The following is a 21279-nucleotide window of genomic DNA, read 5'->3' on the forward strand; positions in this document are numbered from 1 at the left end:
GCTGGTTAATTGCGTTGAGGTAAATCAGGCTGAAACTGAGCCTGACACACCCCTTTAATTTTTTGTCTGTTCACTATGACATAAATTGACTGTCCTACTTTTTTATCTTTACAGAGCTGTTGGTATTTTGAATATGTTCCCAAACGGCTGGTAGGATCAGCGCTTGTATTGTAGAACTGATGCTGCTCCAGACGTGACCAGTCACGAGGGTTATTCGGTTTGAAGCTGAGCCGGCACGTGCCAGACAGACGATAACTGTTACTGGTAATTTTCTCTCCCATTATTTTTCCCTGACAAAGTTTATCCAAAGCAGTACGATTAGGACCATTCATCACGTGCATATTATCATTTAGGGTCTGCTTTGCACTGTTCATGGGGGAAAGGGAAACCGTTTCAGCTGTAGATGCAGTAAAACTTTCAGCAGTTTGATGCGGAGTTGATGCAGCCATCATGTTATAAACTAAGGGCATATTTAAAGTTGAGTCTGAAACTGTCGTCTTGGAAACAAGTTCGGCAAAACTTGAACTCATCCATATTGCGGCTAAGCTAATACTGAAGGCAAATGCTCTTTTTTTCATCATGTAACTCATTTTTGGCAAAAGATAAATGATTTAAATTATTGTGATGACTAATAGCCCTGTCATGATCAAGCTGGTTGTTATAGTTGCAATTGCTGTATGTTTTTAACACAAATTAGTATAACGCCGATTCTCAATTAGGCTACTCTAATTTTCTAAATTTTAAGTTATGAATATTATGTATGATTCAAGCCATCCTTTTTGATCTGGATAATACCCTGACACACCGTGACCAGAGTGTAGAGGCTTATAGTTACTATTTGGCCCAATATTATCAATGGCACCTGGGAGAGGTGGATGTAATGCAGATTAAAGCTATCATCAACCGGATTGATAATGGCGGCTATCCCAAAAAGGAATTGCTAACTCATCCGAGTATTGCTGCTTCCGTTGCACAGGCATTACAACATGAACTTGAATGGCATCATACTGTAGATTTTGATGAGTTGACGGCATTCTGGTTTGAACAGTTTGGCCTGCATGCAGTACCGATGGAAGGCTCTGAACAAGTATTGCAAGAGCTAAAACAGCAGGGTTTTAAACTGGCAATAGTGTCAAATGGCGGTCATGACACACGACTCAAAATTATAGAGGGTTTAAATATCGCTCACTATTTTGACCTGATTGTCAGTTCGGAGCTAGCAGGTTCTAAAAAGCCGGAGCCAGAAATTTTTCAATATGTATGTCAGCGGCTGAATGTTATGCCTGAAGAATGTCTGTTTATTGGTGACCATCCCATAAATGATATTCAGGGCGCGCAAAATGCAGGAATGCATCCGGTCTGGATGGAAGGCTTTCATGAAGTAGATCCATATGACGCTCAGTTAATAAGCCCCAGAATTAAAAAACTTGAGAAAATCTGGCAATTTATTGGTTAATAAAGCTAAAAAGCGGCCTGGATGGCCGCCAGATATGAGCAGAATTTTAAAACATACTATCATCCGAATTAGCAGAAATTTTATGGATAGAGAGGTCTGCACCAACAAACTCATCTTCCTGACTTAATCGGATACCCACAGTCAGTTTAAGTACGCCATAGACTAAAAAACCACCGCCCAGTGCAATAACAATTACCAGCAAAGTACCGAATAACTGTGAAATGAATGAAACACCGCCCAGACCACCCAATATCTGCTGTCCAAATATTCCCACTGCTATTCCACCAAAAGCGCCACATACGCCGTGTAATGGCCACACACCGAGTACATCATCTACCTTTAGACGGTTTTGGGTATAAGTAAACAGCTTGACAAAAATAATACCTGCCAGTGCTCCAATAATTAAGGCACCTACTGGATGAACAATATCTGACCCGGCACAGATAGCCACTAATCCGGCAAGTGGTCCGTTATGCAAAAAACCAGGGTCATTTTTACCTATAAAGTTGGCAGCCAGCGTTCCACCTGTCATGGCCATCAGGGAGTTAATGGCCACCAGACCGGAGATAGCATCCAGACGCTGGGCACTCATAACATTAAAACCAAACCAGCCCACAATCAGAATCCAGGAACCCAACGCCAGAAAAGGAATTGAAGAAGGGGGATGTGCACTGATCCGTCCATCTTTTTTATAGCGGCCACGACGCGCACCTAAAAGGATTACAGCTGCCAAGGCAATCCAGCCGCCCATCGCATGGACTACCACTGAACCGGCAAAGTCATGAAAGCTTGCACCAAAACTGGACTTGAGCCAGTCCTGGAGGCCCAGATTCCCGTTCCAGATCATACCTTCAAAGAACGGGTAAATTAAGGCAACCAGAACTAGAGTCGCAATTGCCTGAGAGCGCATTTTGGCACGTTCAGCAATACCGCCAGAGATGATGGCAGGTATGGCTGCCGCGAAAGTCAGCAGAAAAAAACAGCGCATCAGGTTATAGCCATGATCTTCAGCCAGCGTTGCACCTAGGTGAAAAAAATGATGACCATAGGCAATATAATAACCAACAAAAAAATAAGCCAAGGCAGAAATCGAGAAGTCTGTCAGAATTTTACTTAAGGCATTCACCTGATTCTTATGACGTACAGTTCCCAATTCTAAAAAAGCAAATCCGGCATGCATGGCAAGTACCAGAATTGCACCAAGAAGGAGAAAAAATAAATCCATATTCTGCATAATGAGGTTCCAATTCGGTGCAACTGATCTAAAACTCAGTCAGTATAACCATGCCAAATTTAAGTAAAAGAGAGAAGAAGACAGAAAATATTGATTAAGTTTTGCTAAGAAATAACAAGACTCGATATAAAGCAATTACTTAGGTTTAAATTATAGGTTTGCGTCAAGATGGGGCATAAAAATATAGTCTATTTATGATTTAATTTATTAATAAATATAAATTATTTTTAATAGGTATAAGGCTGGTTATGAATTTGTGCTATGAAAAAGTGCATTTTTAAGCTAAAGATAAACAGTAGAGAATCAGGTTGAAAATTTAACAAAACTAACTGTAAACCTGGTTTTAATCTTAAACACTACAAAAAAGCAGATCATATGATCTGCTTGTTCTCATCAATTTTTTTAATGCAGAATCTTGTTCAGGAACTGCTGAGCACGTTCACCCCGAGGCGTTGTGAAAAACTCCTGCTTGCTACAGTCTTCCACGATTTTACCCTGATCCATGAAAATAATCCGGTCTGCGACCTGACGGGCAAAACCCATTTCATGAGTTACACACATCATGGTCATGCCTTCTTTAGCCAGTTCAACCATTACGTCCAGTACTTCATTAATCATTTCCGGATCAAGAGCAGAGGTGGGTTCATCAAATAGCATGGCAATAGGATCCATGCTTAAAGCACGGGCAATTGCCACACGTTGCTGCTGGCCACCGGAAAGCTCGGCCGGGTACTTGTTTGCCTGAGTACTTAAACCGACGCGGTCCAGATATGCCAGGCCTTTTTTCTTGGCCTCAGCTTCACTGCGACCCAATACCTTAATCTGGGCAATAGTCAGATTCTCAGTAATGCTGAGGTGAGGAAACAGTTCAAAATGCTGAAATACCATACCAACCCGGCTACGCAATTTGTTCAGATCGGTTTTGGGGTCATTAATCGCAATACCATCAACCAGAATCTGTCCCTGCTGGATGGTTTCCAGGCCATTGACTGTTTTGATTAAAGTAGATTTCCCGGAACCTGATGGGCCACAGACTACTACCACTTCACCTTGACGAATCTGGGTGGTACAGTCTGTGAGTACCTGAAACTTGCCATACCACTTGCTGACATTGTGCATATCAATCATGATCTTTTGATCATTCATACATGTAACCTTTTCTGTAATCTTCTTACGGTATATGTTGCCAGTGCACTAATGGTGAAATAGACCAGACCGGCAAACAGGATGTATTGAGTGAGCAGTGACATCAGGTCACCGCGGACATAATTGCTGCGGAAGAAATCCAGCAGGCCAATGGCATAAACCATGGTTGAATCCTGAAACAGGATAATAGTCTGCTGTAGCAGTAATGGAGTCATTTTGCGAAAGGCCTGAGGCAAAACAACCAGCCGCATGTTCTGGCTATATGTCATTCCCAGAGCATAAGCCGCAGCACTTTGGCCGCGTGGAATTGACTGTATGCCTGCACGTACAATTTCCGAGAAATAGGCTGCTTCAAACAGCATGAAGGCCACAATACTGGAAACCAGAGCAGTATCTATAGTCAGGAAACGTCCGGTTATTGTGGTGTAAATGAATGGAACTGCAAAGTAGAACCACATCAGCACCAGCAGCAGGGGAATGGAACGGAACAGATTTACATACGCCTGTGCCACCAGATTAAGTATTCTAAAAGAAGACAGGCGCATCAGGGCCAGCAGGGTACCAATCAGAATTCCGCCAAGGGTGGCAATACAGACAACTTTCAGGGTGATGGTCATGCCGTACCAGAGTGCCGGACCAGAAGCCTGTAAATCCTGTAGAAACGAAGTGAGCCATTCCATATTATTTGCCTCCTGCAATCAGGCCCGGTACACGTAAACGGTGTTCCAACAGGGTCATCAGTAAAATGAAGCAGACATTGATCACAATAAAGATCAGGGTCACAAAGGTATAAATTTCAATAGTATTTTGGGTATATTCACTAATGGTTTTCATCTGTGAAATGATTTCCGCTACCCCGACCAGTGAAGCGACTGAAGTGTTTTTAACACAGTTGGTCAGCTCGGAACTGAGCGGCGGCAAAATCGTCCGGAATGACTGCGGCAAAATGACATAGCGGTATAACTGTGCTGTACTAAAGCCCATGGCGTAACCTGCATTGATCTGGCCACGTGGCAATGCCTCAATACCGGTACGTACCTGTTCACAGACACGTGCGGCAGTAAACAGGCCCAATCCGACACTGGCCGAGATGAGTGCACTGGCATTTGAGCTTAAGTCGTTCATCCACCAGTCCTTGACCGGACCAGGTAAAAAGTTCGGAACTACATAGAACCAGATAAACAGTTGGATCAATAAGGGAACATTACGAAAAAGTGTTACATAAGCAGTGCCGATAGTACGTGCAGTCTTACTGGGTAGGGTGCGCATAATTCCCAGGATGCTCCCCAGCACCATGGCAATACTCCAGGCCACCAGCGCAATGACCAGTAACCAGCCCAGACCGATTAATACCCATTGCAGATAAGTGCTGTCACCTACACCAGTCGACTGAAACAGTACTGACCAATTCCAGCTATAATTCATGAAAACTCCTGACAGAAGCAGGCCAGAAGATACCTGGCCTGACGATGACTGTCTAAAATCAGGACTTACTGATCCCGGTCATGCGGATTGCTGATCAGGGCTTTTACTTGTTCCGACATTGGGAAGTTCAGGTTAATATTTTTTGGTGGAATTGGCTGCTGGAACCACTTTTTATACATATCGTTGATTTCACCAGAGGCATAAGTGGCCTTGATTGCGTTATCAACTACTTGTTTAAATTCTTTATCACCTTTACGCAGCATACAGCCATAAACTTCCTGAATCGGTGGTGTACCCACAATCACCCACTTGTCTGGTTCTTTGGCTTTAGACTTTTCACCAGCCAGCAGAATATCATCCATCATAAAGGCTGCCGCACGGCCATTTTGCAGCATCAAGAATGAATCAGCATGGTCTTTGGCAGAAATAACTTCACCAATCCCCAGTTCCTGTGCATGCTGACGGATATAACGTTCAGAAGTTGTGCCGGCGGTGGTTACGACCTTTTTGCCTTTTAAGTCAGAAAAATCCTTAATACCTGAGTCTTTCGCTGTAAGCAGACGAGAACCGACCTGGAAGAAACCAACTGAAAAGTCGACCTGTTGCTGACGTTCCTTATTGTTGGTGGTTGAGCCGCACTCCAGATCGACGGTACCATTTGAAACCAAAGGAATACGGTTCTGGCTGGTCACCAGGTTATAACGCACTTTCAGATCCGGTTTGTTCAGTTTCTGCTTAAGAGCTTCTACGACCTTCATTTGCAAGTCATGAGCATAACCCACCGGCTGGTTTGGATTATCTGCAATATAAGAAAATGGAATAGATGAATCACGGTGTCCCAGTACTACAGTGCCAGACTGACGGATTTTCTCCAATGTCCCCGAACCTGCTGAACCTGTATTTGCAGCATTCCCCGATGCAGCATTATTTTCACTAGCAGGAGCATTATTATTGTTACTACAGGCCACAAGGCCGAGCATCAATGTACTCAGGCACAGCACTGAGGCTGCACGTACTTTATTTGACATGGTAAAACTCCTTTTCTATTGTTGTGAGCTTGCGGTTCCTGCCCAAGATAAACACCTGAATGTTTACCTGTTTTAAACGATTAAATATTTTTATACATCTTTCAACTTATCTTTTAGCATGTTAATAATCGGTGTGGAAGATATCCACGACTGAAGTTGTAGGGACTTTTATCCAAGTGTTTGTAAATAAAAGAAATTATGATGAAAAAAGCATCATTTTAAAGGGGGGTGGATGATTAGTTTTACTTACAACTGACGGCTGTAGGAGGAGCTTGATCGTGTATAGTATTTCAACTTTATACTCCATTTCTCTCATGATGAGACTGGCTTGTTTTTATGAAGCAGGAAAAATAAAAAACTGTTTTTTCACTTAGAGCTAGAAATACAGATTGTGTATCCTTTGCAGAGCTTATATGTTGTTTAAAACATTATTTATTTTTGCTGCTTGGATCAAAAATTAATTTGATATTTTTTAATGCGGCCCCAGCATATAGTATTTCACATGACACATATAATTCTGGCCCTTGTTCCGTTGGTTGCATTGATTGCTACGGGCTACCTGTTTAAAAGATATCATTTTTTAAGTACCGAATTCTGGTCAGGCGCTGAAAAGCTGAATTACTATATCTTGTTTCCGGCGCTGCTGTTTCACACTTTAGCGACTGCAAAAATTGAATTTGACAGTCTGAAAATGCTGCTGGCGGCAATGTTTATTACAGTGCTGACTGCCACGATTGTCTTGTACCTGCTGCGCTATATAAAACACATTCAGCCTGCCCGCTTTGGCGTACATACACAAAGTATTGTCCGTTTTAATACTTACATCGGGCTGGCACTGGTGGCAGCACTGTTTAAACAGGAAGGTATGGCCATACTGGCGGTTCTGCTGGCAGTCTGTATACCACTGGTTAATATCATTTCTGTGCTGTCACTGACGTCTAGCGAGCAGATGAGCTTACGACCTGTCATTATTTCTCTGTTGAAGAATCCCTTGATCATGTCTTGTCTGGTAGGGGCGATCGTAAATGTATTAAAGATTCCTGTCTGGGAAGGAGTATTTAACCTGATCAAACTGTTTTCTGCTGCAAGCCTGCCACTGGGCCTGCTCTGTGTCGGTGCAGCCTTACAGTTTATGGAAATGAAAAAAGATATTCTTACCTTAATGCTGGATACTTTTGCCCGTTTGCTGGTAATGCCGGCGTTGGCTATAGGAATTTGCTGGTGGATGCAGCTTCCTGTGTTACAAACGCAGATTCTGGTGATTTTTTTCGCATTACCGACAGCCTCGGCAGCTTATATTCTGACTAAAGTGTTAAAGGGTGATAGTCAGCTTATGGCAGCTGTTATCAGTTTACAGACCTTATGCGCTGCCATAACGTTGCCGCTTGTAATTGCTTGGGTGATGTAAAGTAAAGGATCAGATGATGGACTTTAAATCAGGTATAATTTTTCTTTTGCTGCATTATTCATATGGCACTTGAATTAAAAAACACGCTTCAGCCCGATGTCGGGCTTTCACCGCAGCAGAGAAAGCTGAACCGGCTAATTGATAAAATTGAGCAGCAACAGCTTGAACTGAAGCAGTGGCAGCAGGCGCAGGAACAGATTCAGCAATATACCCGTCAGACTTTAATGCCGGTCTATCAAGAGTTGCATGCAGTGCTGTTTCAACAATTGGAACAGCTATGGAAACATTTGCATGAGGCAGAATTCTCCAAGGCAGAGGCAACGCAACTGGATGTTAAAATTCAGTATCTTGCAGCTTACTTAAAAAACTCTCAATCTTTATCAAGGCAGCAAACCGAGATTATTGACGACATTTATAATTACTATCAACAGCATATTGAACATACGCAAGCCAGAAAAAATAGAAAGCAAAGTGCAGAGGAAATAGAGCTATTTTTTGATGAAGAAAATAATTCGGAACAGATAGCATCTGAAGATTTTGAAGAATGGGATAGCGAAAAGTACAGCCAGACACGAGAGCAAGCCAAGCTTAAACGCCAGCAGGAAAAACTGGAGCAGGCTACAAAGCTGGCCGAGCAGTCTTTAAAAACAGTGTACTTAAAAATTGCTGCAACTATTCACCCAGACCGTGAACCGGATGAAAGCAAAAAAGTTGAAAAGACTGAGTTACTGCAGCGAGCGAATGAGGCTTATGCAGCGCAGGATTTGTTTTATTTACTGAAACTGCAAATCCAGATTGAGCAGAATCGGAGTACTTCACAAAAGGGTCTAAGTGCGGAACAAATGAAGTTTTACCAATTGGCCTTAGATCTGCAAAGTCAAAAGTTGGATGATCAGATAGAAGAAATTATTCAATCATTGAGCTGGAATAAAAAAGCATATATAGGCAAAGTGAAAATTACAGATTTATATAAGCAGGTAGATGCGGATACTTCAGCAATGAAAAAGCAGTTAAAAGGGGAAAAGGAACGGTTGAAGTATATGAAGAAGATGAGTGGGGTAGAGATGTTGATGGAGAATGGAGTGCTTTAATGCGTTTCTCCCTCTCTTGCGCACTCAGAATATATTTTGAGGATACTCATTACTTGCGCTTCGTTTTAAAGCATTACTTTAAAGCTTGCTCAGGATAGGGAACATCCATTGTGAAAGCTATGCAGGAATAAAATTAAATTACGTTCTCTTTCTGTAGAATATATTAAATTTTATAAAAAACAGTGGTATAGTGAATATTGTAAAAAAATGATGATTTATTGTTGAAAAAATGTATTAAGCCCATTTATAAAAAATGTACGCAGGAATAAGAGATATAAAAATGGCTAGAACGATTAATGGTGCGCTTAATGAATTAGTACAAGATAAAGTTAATTTATTGAAAAGTCGCACTGATGCTGGCAGAAGAAGTCGAGATCATTTGCTTGCACAAATAAAGTTATTAAATGCAAATAGTGCAGAAAAGTTAGATTTTGCTGAAACCTACAATTTGCCATTTGGCTCTTTTTCTAGAAGAACTAAAGTGAAGCCACTTGATGATATTGATCAAATGATTGGTTTGAATGGTGGAAAATTCGTATGGAATGAAGCTAGTAATTATGATGAAGCCATTATTTCGATTAGTAATCCATCGGACAAAGGCATTTGGTCACAACTTTTGAATGATGACGATACTTTGAGTCCTATTAAAGTTCTTAATAGATTTAAAAGGATGCTAAGTAATATGAGTGGCTATCAAAATCCTCAATTAAATAGACGTCAGCAGGCAGTCACATTTCAAATGACCAGTAATGAATGGAACTTCGATTTAGTTCCATGTTTTTATACTCAAAGTGGAGTCTATTTAATCCCAAGTGGTAATGGAAATTATTGGATGCAAACGGATCCAAGAAAGGATCAAACTCTAGCAACAGAAGTGAATCAAAAATACAATGGGCAAATTTTAGAAATTATTCGCTTAATCAAATATTGGAATAAGATAGATAGAAAGACTTCGATCCACTCATCTTATTTACTAGAAGTTATGCTTCTAAATTTTTATAAGAATAGATCTAATATTTGGCAACCATGTGGAACGTTGCAAGTTGAAGTACAACAATGTCTGAATTACATAAAAGATAATATCTATTATGATGTGACCGATCCCAAAGGTATTGAAGGTAATATCAATCGCTTGGATAGAGATCTTCAAAATAAAATTTATGTACGCACTAGTAATGACCTAGAGAATATTCAGAATGGTAATTACTATGAAGATATTGGGGAAAAAGAGAAAGCTTTCGAGTATTGGGAAAACGTATTGGGTTCATTTTTTCCTGCTTATGGGTGAGTTAGATGTCTAATATCTTATATAAGCAGAATTTAGAAGAAAATCTAAGATTATTAGCTGCTCAGAGACAAAGTTATAATGAGGCTAAGTTATATCGATCAGGTTATCGAATTTTGGTCTTTGTGCCATTTTTAATAAGCTTCTTAGTTCTTAATTCTTATATTGATGCAACAGATCAATATTCTGTTTTACGTTTCTTGATAGATCTATTTGTTTTAGTAATGGGAGGTTTTTTGATGAAAAAATCTTCTCAATACCAAATTTTGGGTGCAAATATACAGCAAAAATTTGACACTAATATTTTTGACTTATCCTTTGAATGGAAAATTAAACAAGATAAAACTGAAATAGAGCACCTATATTGCAAGCATAAAAAAGATGAAAATATCGAAAAGCTTCGCAATTGGTATAACGATGAAATTCAAAATTTAACTTACCCGAAAGATATATTGGCGGCTCAAAAACAGAATCTATTTTGGACGGATTCAGTGCGTAAAGATTACATACTTTTTAATGTATTGATTTTTATAAGCTTACTAATTTTTATTGCATTAAGTATATTCATGTTTATCACTTACAGTGAATATCCAATGTGGAAGAAAATTTATGAAATCTTTGTAATATTATTATCGTTGTATTTTTTCTTAGGAGAAAATATTTTAAGTAATTATAAGACCATTGTATTGTTAGAAAATGCTAATAAGAAATTTAGTGCTTTACAAAAGCATATAGTGGATTCAGATGACCCTAAGTGTATTAATAACATGTTAAAAGATATCCAAGAAGAGATATTTGAGTATCGGCAGCACGGTGTATCAGTTCCAAATTATTATGATCGGATGAAAAAATTTAAGCTTGAATCTAGTTCTAGACGTATTATTAGAGACTTATTTAACTAAAAAAATCCCCTCAACTATGAGGGGATTTTAGCTTTATTTTTAATAATTTAGCAATAAATTAAAGCGCCGCAATCTGCTCCATATTCGCTTTAATCTTCGCTAACTGATCAGCAAATTCAGCAAGTTTCACTTTCTCGCCTTCAACCACAGCAGCAGGTGCTTTCGCTACAAAACCTTCGTTTGCAAGTTTAGTTGCAATTTGGTCATGTTGCTTTTGAACCTTGTCTAAGTCTTTTTGTAGACGACCCAATTCCGCTTTAGGATCAATTAAGCCCTTCATTGGAACGAATACAGATACATGACCGACTACAGATGAAGAAGACAATGGTGGTTGTTCGTCATCAGTTAAGAATGTAATGCTCTCAACTTTTGCCAATGCTTTAAACAACGGCTCAATACGGTCAATACGTGCTTTTTCAGCATCAGTAGTATTTTGCAGAAGAACAGGCAACAAACGCGCATTCCCTAAACCCATCTCACCACGGATGTTACGAACCGCACCAATCAAACCTTGAAGCCATTGCATATCTGCTTCAGCTTGGTCATTGATAAGTGCTTGGTCAGCAACAGGGTACTGTGCAAGCATAATCGTTTCGCCCGAAATGTTAAGTTTCGGTGCAAGCGTTTGCCAGATTTCTTCTGTCAAATACGGCATTAACGGATGTGCAAGACGTAAAGACGCTTCCATCACCGCAAGAAGAACACGACGAACTTCAGCTTTACGCTCATCAGATACGTTCGCATCGTTCAATACTGGTTTAGTTAACTCTACATACCAGTCGCAGTATTCGTTCCAAATGAACTCGTAAATCGCTTGCGCAGCCAAGTCTAAACGGTAGGTTGCAAATGCTGTTTGCACTGCTTGTTCCGCTTTTTGCAGACGGCTTACGATCCACTGTTCAGGCAATTCCCAAAGGTCTTGACGTGCTTCTGAACCAATGGTTTGACCTTCGACATTCATCATCACGAAACGCGTTGCGTTCCAGATCTTGTTGGCAAAGTTACGGTAGCCTTCAACACGCTTCATGTCGAACTTGATGTCACGTCCGGTGTTGGCAAGCGCACAGAATGTGAAACGAACTGCGTCAGTACCGTAAGCTTGAATACCTTCGGGGAATTCTTTACGCGTCGATTTTTCAATCTTCGCCGCTTGTTTCGGGTTCATCAAACCTGTAGTACGTTTTTGTACCAAAGTTTCAAGATCCACACCGTCAATCAAGTCTAATGGGTCAAGTACGTTACCCTTAGATTTAGACATCTTCTGACCTTCGCCATCACGTACCAGACCATGTACATACACAGTTTTGAACGGCACCTGAGGCGTACCATCTTCATTTTTCATGAAGTGCATGGTCAGCATGATCATGCGGGCAACCCAGAAGAAGATGATGTCGAAACCTGTCACCAGTACATCAGTCGGGTGGAAAGTATTTAAGAAATAGTTGGCTTTATCTTTGGCTTCATCGCCAGTCCAGCCTAAAGTCGAGAATGTCCAAAGACCAGATGAGAACCAGGTATCCAGTACATCTTCGTCTTGGTCTAACTGAACATCGGCAGGGATATTGTTTTTTGCTCGAACTTCTGCTTCATCACGGCCCACATAGACATTGCCTTCAGCATCGTACCAGGCCGGAATACGGTGACCCCACCACAGTTGACGCGAGATACACCAGTCTTGAATGTTGTTCATCCACGCCATGTACATATTGCTGTACTGCTCAGGAACAAACTTGATCCGACCGTCTTGCACTGCTTCGATGGCCGGCTTCGCAAGAGGGGCAATTTTTACATACCATTGGTCAGTCAGCAATGGCTCAACAATAACGCCTGAACGGTCACCACGTGGTGCTTTGAGGTCATAAGGCTGAATCTGGTCTAACCAGCCTTCGGCTTCGGCGTGTGCAACCAGTTTCTTACGTGCTTCAAAACGCTCTAGACCAATATAATCTGCTGGGGCAGGGATGGTTTTAGAAATTTGTTCCCCAGCTTTGGCAATATATTCAAACTCAGCCAGTACTTCTGCATTTTTGTTGAAGATATTGATAATGGGCAGTTCGCAGCGCTTGCCTACTTCATAGTCATTGAAGTCATGTGCAGGGGTGATTTTTACGCAGCCGGTCCCAAAATCTTTTTCTACATATTCATCGGCAACCACAGGTACTAAACGGCCAGTAATCGGTAATACGATATTTTTACCAATCAGGTGCGCATAGCGTTCATCTTCAGGATGTACAGCAACTGCCGTATCACCCAGTAGGGTTTCTGGACGTGTGGTGGCGACCACTAGGTAATCATGGCCGTCTTGGGTACGCAGCGTTTTATCTTCAAAGAAATATTTAAAGTGCCAGAGAGAACCTTTTTCCTCAACCGATTCAACTTCAAGATCAGACAGGGCCGTTTGCAGTTTCGGGTCCCAGTTCACCAGACGTTTACCACGGTAGATCAGGCCTTCTTCATGCAGTTTTACGAAGACTTCTTTAACTGCATTGGATAAACCGTCATCCATGGTAAAGCGTTCACGTGACCAGTCCACCGAAGAACCCAGACGACGGATCTGACGGGTAATATTGCCACCAGACTGTTCTTTCCATTCCCAGACTTTCTCGATGAACTTGTCACGGCCCAGGTCATGACGGCTAATATTTTGTGCTGCCAGCTGGCGCTCAACCACCATTTGGGTTGCGATACCAGCATGGTCCGTACCTGGCTGCCAAAGCGTATTTTTACCTGACATACGGTTATAGCGAGTCAGGGCATCCATAATGGCATTATTAAAACCATGACCCATGTGCAAGCTACCAGTGACATTTGGCGGCGGAATCATAATACAGAATGACTCACCTTTTTCAGATGGCTTGAAATAGCCACGCTCTTCCCAGGTCTGGTACCATTTTTTCTCGATCTCGGTTGGATCGTAGGTTGTTGCAATATTCTGAGCTGAATCGGTCATAGTTTTAAGAGATCAAAAGCCAATAAAAAATTGTACTCATTGTAGCAAAAAAATATCTGTTTTTAATGCAGTAAAACCCGACAAATAATTTTGTATTTATGCTGAAACACGGTAGATTTAAGCTGCTTTAAGGCCGTATCGAGGCCTTTAAGCATTCAGATAGAAAATATAAGTAGTGAAAAATAAGGAAACAACCTTCATGAGCTATGCTGTATTTCTCAAATTGAGTGAATCCTCTTACAGCCGTTTTGAAGTTATTCGCATGCAGTTAAATGCCGGGGTAAAAGCAAGTCAGGCTGAAATGCTGGGTGGGGTACTCAGCGAAATTGCCTGTGAAATTATTGAGCAGGCCTTTAGTGAACTGATTTTAAAGCAGGCCAATAGCATAAACGCTGAGGATACAAAAGAAATTAAAGAAAACCGGCAGGTGGTCAGGCAAATACTGGAAACTTTACGTAAATACCTGCCTTGGGCGATTTCATTTTTTAGTAATGAGCGCCTGCTGCCACTGGTCAACTATTTTGCAGGACTGATCTGTGAACATGACCGGCAAATCTGGATCCGCTATGACGTACATATGCAGCTCATGCAGGATGTACTGGAGACCGTTGAACAGATTCGTGCAGGCCAGCTGAGTGCAGTGCCACGAGCTTTTGCCTTGCTTATTCATATTATTGATCTTGGCGTGACCTGCCTGATCCGTGAACCGAAGAAGCAGCTTAAATTTAATGTATTTATTGACAAGACCTTAAGTGGCGTAATTCATATGACTACCCATTTAGGCTATAAACGTCTGGAAAAAATTGGGACTCAGCTCCAAAAGGAACAGGCCAATGCATATATTGAACATTTCATGGACTTTATGCAAAAAGCCTAATAAAAAGTTGTTAACTGACCAGCAATAAAAGGCAGAGAAAAATGGCAAGTCCGCAATTAAACAATAAAATCGTCTGGATCACTGGCGCATCTTCAGGTCTGGGTAAGGCGCTGGCACAAGAATGTGCAGCTTTAGGAGCAAAGCTGGTCCTGAGCGCGCGCCGTTATGATGAGCTGGAAAAAGTTCGTCTGGCTTTGCCCAATGCACAAGATCATCTGGTTGTTCCTATGGATATAACAGATGAAAGACAGGTACGTCATGCTTATGATCAGGTATTGGCCGCTAAAGGCCGCATTGACTGGCTCATCAATAATGCAGGCCTCAGCCAGCGTGCCTTGATTCAGGATACCACTATGCAGACCGAACGTGCCATCATGGAAGTCGATTATTTCTCACAGGTATTTCTGACCAAAACAGTCTTGCCCACTTTTATCCAGCAGAAGTCTGGACAGATTGCCTTTGTCTCAAGTGTAGCAGGACTACTGGGTACTCAGTATCGCGCGTCCTATTCGGCGGCCAAGGGAGCAATCCATATGTGGGCCAATAGTCTGCGTGCTGAAGTTGCTCAGGAGGGTATAGGCGTTTCTGTAATTTTCCCCGGTTTTGTGAAAACCAATGTGTCATTTAATGCCTTAAATGGAGAAGGCAAGCCACAAGGTCATCAAGATGAAGCCATAGAAAATGGTCTGGAACCACAACAGTTTGCCAAAATTACGGTTGAGGCCTTATTGGCCGGGGAAGAATATATTGTCGTAGGAGGCCACAAGGAAAAGCTGGGCGTACTGGTATCTCGCCTATCACCCAAGCTGCTATATAAAATGATCCGTAAAATGAAAGTAAAGTGACCTGTGCTTCTTTTTTGGAGGGCTGGGAGAGAACTGCAAACCCTGTTCAGTCCCCCTGCTAAAAATGATTTATGTGGTTTTAATTGCTGTGCCGTAGGCAAATACTTCAACCATGCCACCCTGCATTCCGAGTTCAGTGGTACTCAGGCGTAAACCCATGATATGGGTTGCTCCTGTACGCTGAGCTTCTTGCTTTAAACGTATAATTGCCTCACGCCGAGCTCTTTCTACAATACTTTCATAAGCAGTGAGCCGGCCACCAAAAAAATTCTGAATATTGGCAATCACATATTTAAAATAGTCGTGTGAGATGACTACATTGCTCGAGACGAGCTGTCCGGTATTCAAGGTGGTATGAAAGCGCTGATTATCAACAGTAATATGTGCCAGCATATTTTCTTTTTCTTCGAGTTCACGCAGATGTTTGTATTCGACATGGCGCCCAAATGCCCAGCCAACCATGAACAGCACTATAAAAATTCCGATCTTAAAAATCAAAGCGTCCATAACCCGGCATCCTGTGTGATTTTATGAAGAGAACGGATCTGGAATTGAAGGTGCAACTGGAGTTACGGTGACTGCAGTCCCATATACGAACAGTTCAGAAGCACCTTGTGCTATATTTGAGGTAGAAAAACGAATCCCGACAATTGCATTGGCACCCAGATTTTGGGCTTTTTCAATCATGCGGTTCATGGCTTCCTGACGGGATTCTTCTAATAATTCGGTATAACCTTTAAGTTCTCCGCCTACAATATTTTTCAGCCCAGCCATAAAGTCACGTCCGACATGCTTAGAACGGACCGTGCTGCCATAGACCACATCAATTTGCCTGGTAATGTGGTGACCCGGAACAGATTCTAGATTGCTTAATAACATCTTATTTTCCTTTTGTTCATAGTTGAAGATAGAAAATTTGGACTTGAAAAGCAATAAAAAAGCCCACCGAAGTGGGCTCTCTTATAAATTATGCTTACTGTACAGCTTTCGCTTCACGGTTTGCTTTTTGTTCAGCAGTTGAAGCCGGGCGAGCAATCAAATCAGAACTGGTGGTTTTAACCCCACCACCTAGAGATTTATACAGTTCTACCTGATTATTCAGATTGGCCTGTTCAAGGAGCAACAAGCCTTGCTCGGCTGCATATGAAGCACGCTGTGCATCAAGTACAGTCAGATAGCTGTCAATACCGGCACGGAAGCGTGCATTTGCCAGACGATAGGAAGTATTGGTGGCTTCTACCAGACGACGCTGTGCAGCGACACGGTCACCAATATTTTTACGAACAGCCAGTGCATCATTAACTTCACGGAATGCAGCCTGAATTGAACGCTCATAATCTGACAGGGCAATCTGCTGATCTGTTTCAGTAATAGCAATATTGGCACGACGCGTACCCCAGTCGAAGATTGGAATATCCAGACTTGGGCCAAGCGACCAGACAAATGCACCTGATTTGAACAGGTCACTCAGGTCAGTTGAGGCATAGCCAGCCGAACCAGTCAGGCTGATCGTCGGGAACAGGCGTGCGCGTGCAGCCCCAATATTGGCTCCAGCGGCACTCAGCTGATATTCAGCAGTACGGATGTCCGGACGGTTAACCAGCAGATCACTTGGCAGACCGGTTGACAGGACATTCTGGTTCGTTACACGGCTAATACGCTTTGGTGGCAACAGGTTGTCAGGAACCTGTTCACCCACCAGTAAATTGAGCAGGTTACGGGCTTGTGCAATCTGGGTGCGATAATTCGCTACGTCATTACGAGCAGTCTCAACAGAAATCTGTGCCTGACGGACGGGTAATTCAGAATCAATCCCGACATCAAAACGTTTCCGGTTCAGATTGTAGGATTCAAGCTGGGCAGCCAGTGTACGTTCAGCCAGGTCCAGATTGGCACTGGCAAATGAATAGTTGAGCCAGGCTTGTGACACCTGACTGATCAGGCTGATTTGGGTAGAGTCACGAGCAGTCTGCGTAGCCAGGAAGGTGTCTAGTGCTGCATCTCGCAAGCTACGGACACGACCCCAAAAATCCAGCTCATAAGCTGTTACACCCAGCCCTACATTGTATGAAGTAGTCGGACCACGACCCTGACTGTTCAGGTTGTCCTGGCGTAGTACACTACCACTGGCACCAATGGTAGGGAGCTGGTTATTTTCAGAGATCTGGAACTGCTGCTGGGCTCGCTGAATGTTCAGGGTCGCCGTACGCAGGTCACGGTTATTGGTCAGGGCCAGATCAATCACCGATTTCAGGCGTTCATCTGAAAAAAAGTCTTTATAGCCCTGTGCCGCAATCGAGGTTCCACTATCTGCTTCAATATAATTGTTGGGAATATTGGCATTAGCGACTGGCTCCGGACCGCGCATGCTCTGACATGCAGTCAGGGCAAGCGCTAGAACAGACAAAGCAAAACCGCGACCTGTTAAAGTCCAGAAATTTTGCATCACGATATTTGCTCCTGATTATTTCTGTTTTTTGGTTTCTGTTTAAAAATGCTACGGATCCATACATAGAATACTGGAATAAAGAAGATACCCAGTAATGTTGAGCTGATGACGCCACCCAAAACACCGTAACCCACCGAGTGCTGGCTGCCTGCACCGGCGCCTGAAGATAGGGCAAGCGGCAGTACACCAAAACCAAATGCTAATGTGGTCATGATAATTGGACGCAAACGCATTCTTGCGGCATGCAGCGTAGCTTCTAACAGTTCTTCACCTTCTTCTTGCAGGTCTTTTGCAAATTCGACAATCAGAATAGCATTTTTCGCAGCCAGACCAATTACCGCAATAATTGCAACTTTAAAGTAGATGTTATTCGAGAGGTTAGGATCTTTCGAAATCATCATACCTAAGAACGTCAGTATTACGGCACCCACAATACCCAATGGAATAACCATGAGTACCGAGAATGGAATAGACCAGCTCTCGTAAAGTGCAGCAAGACACAGGAATACGATCAGGATTGAAAGGGCAAGCAATGCAGCAGTTTGCGAGCCGGCTTCATTTTCTTCAAGTGATAAACCGCTCCATTCATAATCATATCCCTGCATACCCATACTTGGCAGCTTGGCCATGATTTCCTGCATTGCCAGCATGGCATCACCAGAACTCACACCCGGGGCAGGTGTACCCTGAATATTAACCGATGAGATACCGTTATAACGTTCAAGACGAGGTGAACCATAAGTCCATTCACCAGTTGCGAAGGCTGAGAATGGGACCATCTGGCCCTGGTTATTACGCACATACCACTTGTCCAGATCTTCAGGCATCATCCGGGTGTCTGCCTGACCCTGTACATAGACACGTTTTACACGGCCACGATCTACGAAGTCATTAATATAAGACCCGCCCCACGCAATACTCATAGTACTGTTGATATCAGCAATACTTACTCCCATTGCACCGGCCTGAGCCTGGTCAATCGAAATTTTATATTGTGGCGTATCTTCCTGACCATTTGGACGCACACCCATCAGGCGCGGGTCTTGGGCAGCCATACCTAAAATTGCATTACGGGCAGCCATCAGTTTTTCATGGCCATTACCACCTGCATCTTTCAGCATGAAGCTAAAGCCCGCAGTCACACCCAGTTCAGGCATGGCAGGTAATTGTAAAGGCATAACGTAGCTGGCATCTTTAGCAATAACGTTCAGTGCCATACCACGCTGGATAATTGCACCAATCTGTGCTTCAGGGGTAGTACGCTCACTCCAGTCTTTTAATCTGATAAATGCCAGACCCGCATTTTGTCCTACACCAGTGAACGAGAAGCCTGCAACACTAAATACAGACTGGACATATTCCTTTTCATTCTCAAGGAAAAAGCCGGTCATGGTGTCAACTACCTGTTCAGTACGGCTTAGTGATGCATTAGGTGGAAGCTGTACCAGCGTCATGACTACACCTTGGTCTTCATCTGGAAGGAATGAAGAAGGCAGTTTCTGGAACAGCAGCACCAGTATGCCAATCACCACAACATAAAACACGCCAGAAATAATACGGTGATGCAGGAGTTTGCTTACACCATTCTGATAACGGTGAGACATCCGGTCAAACTTATGGTTAAACCAGCGGAAGAAGCGGGCAAAAATATTATTGCTTGGTGCTTTATTTGGATCGTGCTGTTTGAGCAGTGTCGCACAGAGCGCCGGCGTAAAGGTAAGCGCTACAATTAACGACAGGATCATTGCGGTAACCAGAGTAATCGAGAACTGCCGATAGATGACCCCGGTAGTGCCCCCAAAGAACGCCATGGGTACGAATACTGCGGTTAGCACTGATGTAATACCAATCAGGGCACCAGAAATTTGTTTCATTGAAAGTTCTGTGGCAGTAACCGGATCAAGATGCTCCTCTGCCATAACACGTTCAACGTTCTCCACCACAACAATCGCATCATCTACAAGCAGACCGATTGCTAGTACCATGGCGAACATGGTGAGGGTATTAATCGAGAAACCAAAAATATTAATTACAGCAAAAGTACCTAGAACAACAACCGGAACAGCAAGTGTTGGAATAATAGTGGCGCGCCAGTTCTGCAAGAACAGGAACATCACGATAAAGACCAGAATGACTGCTTCAACCAGTGTATGAACCACACTTTCAATTGAAAGTTTGATAAACGGAGTAGTATCAAATGCCAGCACGTCTACCATCCCTTGAGGATAGCTGGTACGTAACTCTTTTAAGCGTGCCTCGACTGCTTCAGCAGTGTCGAGTGCGTTGGCGCCTGTCGCAAGTTTAATGGCTACACCGGCCGCTGGTTTATTATTATATTTTGAAATAAAACCGTAATCTGCGCTGCCCAGTTCCACCTTGGCGACATCACCAATACGGACTTGTGCACCACTTGCAGTATTTTTCAAAAATACATTGCTAAATTCTTCAGGAGTCTGCAACAGGCTTTGTGCAGTAACTGTAGCATTTAGCACCTGATCTTTAGTCAGTGGCGCACCGCCTAACTGACCCACTGCCACCTGAGCATTTTGGCTACGGATGGCGTTAGCTACATCACTTGGAGTCAGCTGAAAACTGCTTAGTTTGGCAGGATCGAGCCAGATACGCATGGCATAAGAGCCACCAAATACCTGTACCTCACCCACACCTGCAACACGTGATAAAGGTTCAGAAATATTTGAGTTAACGTAGTCTTTAATATCAGCATCTGACAGGGAATCATCAGGTGAATAAAATGCAATGACCTGCAAGAAGCTGGCACCAGATTTGGTTACCCGCACGCCTTGGCGCTGTACATCTTCAGGAAGCAGAGCCGTTGCAGACTGCAGTTTGTTTTGAACCTGAACCTGTGCAATGTCCGGATCAATACCTTGTTCAAAATTCAGCTGGATAGACGCTTGACCATTCCCGGCACTATTTGAAGAAATGTAGCGTAACCCGTCCAGACCGTTCATCTGCTGTTCAATAATCTGGGTCACTGTATTTTCAACAGTTTCAGCAGAAGCGCCCGGGTAAGTTGCCGCAATCGTCACGGTCGGTGGAGCAATCGTCGGATACTGTGCAATCGGCATTTTGGTGAGAGTAAGTCCCCCCGCCAGCATGATCACCAGCGCAATCACCCATGCAAATATGGGGCGATGAATAAAAAATTGAGCCATTCAGTCT

General features: G+C 42.9%; 18 protein-coding genes. 7 read left to right on the forward strand and 11 right to left on the reverse strand.

Going from position 1 to position 21279, the window contains the following annotated elements; translation table 11 throughout:
- Window positions 1-5: 5 nt before the first annotated feature.
- Complete coding sequence (locus tag J502_RS05185) at window positions 6-578, reverse strand: hypothetical protein (RefSeq protein WP_034683363.1); 573 nt, start codon at window positions 576-578, stop codon at window positions 6-8.
- 182 nt (window positions 579-760) lie between these two features.
- Between J502_RS05185 and J502_RS05190 the strand changes: the two genes are divergently transcribed.
- Complete coding sequence (locus J502_RS05190) at window positions 761-1456, forward strand: HAD family hydrolase (RefSeq protein ID WP_034683364.1); 696 nt, start codon at window positions 761-763, stop codon at window positions 1454-1456.
- 46 nt (window positions 1457-1502) lie between these two features.
- Here the strand turns inward: J502_RS05190 and J502_RS05195 are convergent, their stop codons facing one another.
- The 5 genes from J502_RS05195 to J502_RS05215 all read right to left on the reverse strand — a co-directional run bounded on the left by J502_RS05195 (window position 1503) and on the right by J502_RS05215 (window position 6289).
- Window positions 1503-2690, reverse strand: a complete 1188-nt coding sequence (locus J502_RS05195; protein ID WP_005015913.1) for an ammonium transporter — start codon at window positions 2688-2690, stop codon at window positions 1503-1505.
- Between the two features lie 402 nt (window positions 2691-3092).
- The gene (locus J502_RS05200) at window positions 3093-3818 is read right to left on the reverse strand and encodes an amino acid ABC transporter ATP-binding protein (protein ID WP_171053876.1); all 726 of its coding nucleotides are present in this window, start codon (window positions 3816-3818) and stop codon (window positions 3093-3095) included.
- A gap of 14 nt (window positions 3819-3832) precedes the next feature.
- Complete coding sequence (locus tag J502_RS05205) at window positions 3833-4516, reverse strand: ABC transporter permease subunit (RefSeq protein ID WP_005015907.1); 684 nt, start codon at window positions 4514-4516, stop codon at window positions 3833-3835.
- A gap of 1 nt (window position 4517) precedes the next feature.
- Window positions 4518-5261 (reverse strand): amino acid ABC transporter permease, encoded by a 744-nt coding sequence (locus J502_RS05210; RefSeq protein ID WP_034683365.1) that lies wholly within the window; start codon window positions 5259-5261, stop codon window positions 4518-4520.
- A 65-nt stretch (window positions 5262-5326) separates the two neighbouring features.
- Entirely contained in the window at window positions 5327-6289 is a 963-nt protein-coding gene (locus tag J502_RS05215; protein ID WP_034683366.1) for a transporter substrate-binding domain-containing protein, read from the reverse strand.
- Window positions 6290-6791: 502 nt separating this feature from the next.
- Here J502_RS05215 and J502_RS05220 point away from each other — a divergent pair.
- From J502_RS05220 to J502_RS05235, 4 genes are all read left to right on the forward strand, one after another.
- A complete protein-coding gene (locus tag J502_RS05220) occupies window positions 6792-7697 on the forward strand; it encodes an AEC family transporter (RefSeq protein WP_010700121.1) in 906 nt (301 codons plus the stop codon).
- A 62-nt stretch (window positions 7698-7759) separates the two neighbouring features.
- Window positions 7760-8788 (forward strand): coiled-coil domain-containing protein, encoded by a 1029-nt coding sequence (locus tag J502_RS05225; protein ID WP_034683367.1) that lies wholly within the window; start codon window positions 7760-7762, stop codon window positions 8786-8788.
- Between the two features lie 280 nt (window positions 8789-9068).
- Window positions 9069-10076: an SMODS domain-containing nucleotidyltransferase gene (locus J502_RS05230; protein ID WP_034683368.1), complete on the forward strand. Its 1008-nt coding sequence runs from the start codon at window positions 9069-9071 to the stop codon at window positions 10074-10076.
- 5 nt (window positions 10077-10081) lie between these two features.
- Window positions 10082-10975: an S-4TM family putative pore-forming effector gene (locus J502_RS05235; protein WP_005015894.1), complete on the forward strand. Its 894-nt coding sequence runs from the start codon at window positions 10082-10084 to the stop codon at window positions 10973-10975.
- A gap of 58 nt (window positions 10976-11033) precedes the next feature.
- Here the strand turns inward: J502_RS05235 and J502_RS05240 are convergent, their stop codons facing one another.
- Window positions 11034-13925: a valine--tRNA ligase gene (locus J502_RS05240; RefSeq protein WP_005015891.1), complete on the reverse strand. Its 2892-nt coding sequence runs from the start codon at window positions 13923-13925 to the stop codon at window positions 11034-11036.
- 199 nt (window positions 13926-14124) lie between these two features.
- Here J502_RS05240 and J502_RS05245 point away from each other — a divergent pair, with 199 nt between their 5' ends.
- Entirely contained in the window at window positions 14125-14802 is a 678-nt protein-coding gene (locus tag J502_RS05245; RefSeq protein ID WP_005015890.1) for a hypothetical protein, read from the forward strand.
- Between the two features lie 41 nt (window positions 14803-14843).
- Complete coding sequence (locus tag J502_RS05250) at window positions 14844-15647, forward strand: SDR family oxidoreductase (protein ID WP_005015888.1); 804 nt, start codon at window positions 14844-14846, stop codon at window positions 15645-15647.
- 69 nt (window positions 15648-15716) lie between these two features.
- On the opposite strand, the gene J502_RS05255 is transcribed toward J502_RS05250, so the two are convergent.
- The 4 genes from J502_RS05255 to J502_RS05270 form a co-directional block, all read right to left on the reverse strand.
- Window positions 15717-16154 (reverse strand): YbjQ family protein, encoded by a 438-nt coding sequence (locus tag J502_RS05255; RefSeq protein WP_034683369.1) that lies wholly within the window; start codon window positions 16152-16154, stop codon window positions 15717-15719.
- Window positions 16155-16175: 21 nt separating this feature from the next.
- Window positions 16176-16526 (reverse strand): YbjQ family protein, encoded by a 351-nt coding sequence (locus J502_RS05260; RefSeq protein WP_005015884.1) that lies wholly within the window; start codon window positions 16524-16526, stop codon window positions 16176-16178.
- Window positions 16527-16620: 94 nt separating this feature from the next.
- Window positions 16621-18093 carry a multidrug efflux RND transporter AdeIJK outer membrane channel subunit AdeK gene (gene adeK, locus J502_RS05265; protein WP_005015880.1) on the reverse strand — a complete coding sequence of 491 codons (1473 nt, stop codon included), beginning with the start codon at window positions 18091-18093 and terminating at the stop codon, window positions 16621-16623.
- Window positions 18093-21272: an efflux RND transporter permease subunit gene (locus J502_RS05270; protein WP_034683370.1), complete on the reverse strand. Its 3180-nt coding sequence runs from the start codon at window positions 21270-21272 to the stop codon at window positions 18093-18095. Before J502_RS05270 ends, adeK begins: the two co-directional genes overlap by 1 nt.
- Window positions 21273-21279 lie beyond the last annotated feature (7 nt).

Source organism: Acinetobacter sp. 1294596 (genome assembly GCF_000582925.1).
GTDB classification, from domain to species: domain Bacteria; phylum Pseudomonadota; class Gammaproteobacteria; order Pseudomonadales; family Moraxellaceae; genus Acinetobacter; species Acinetobacter radioresistens.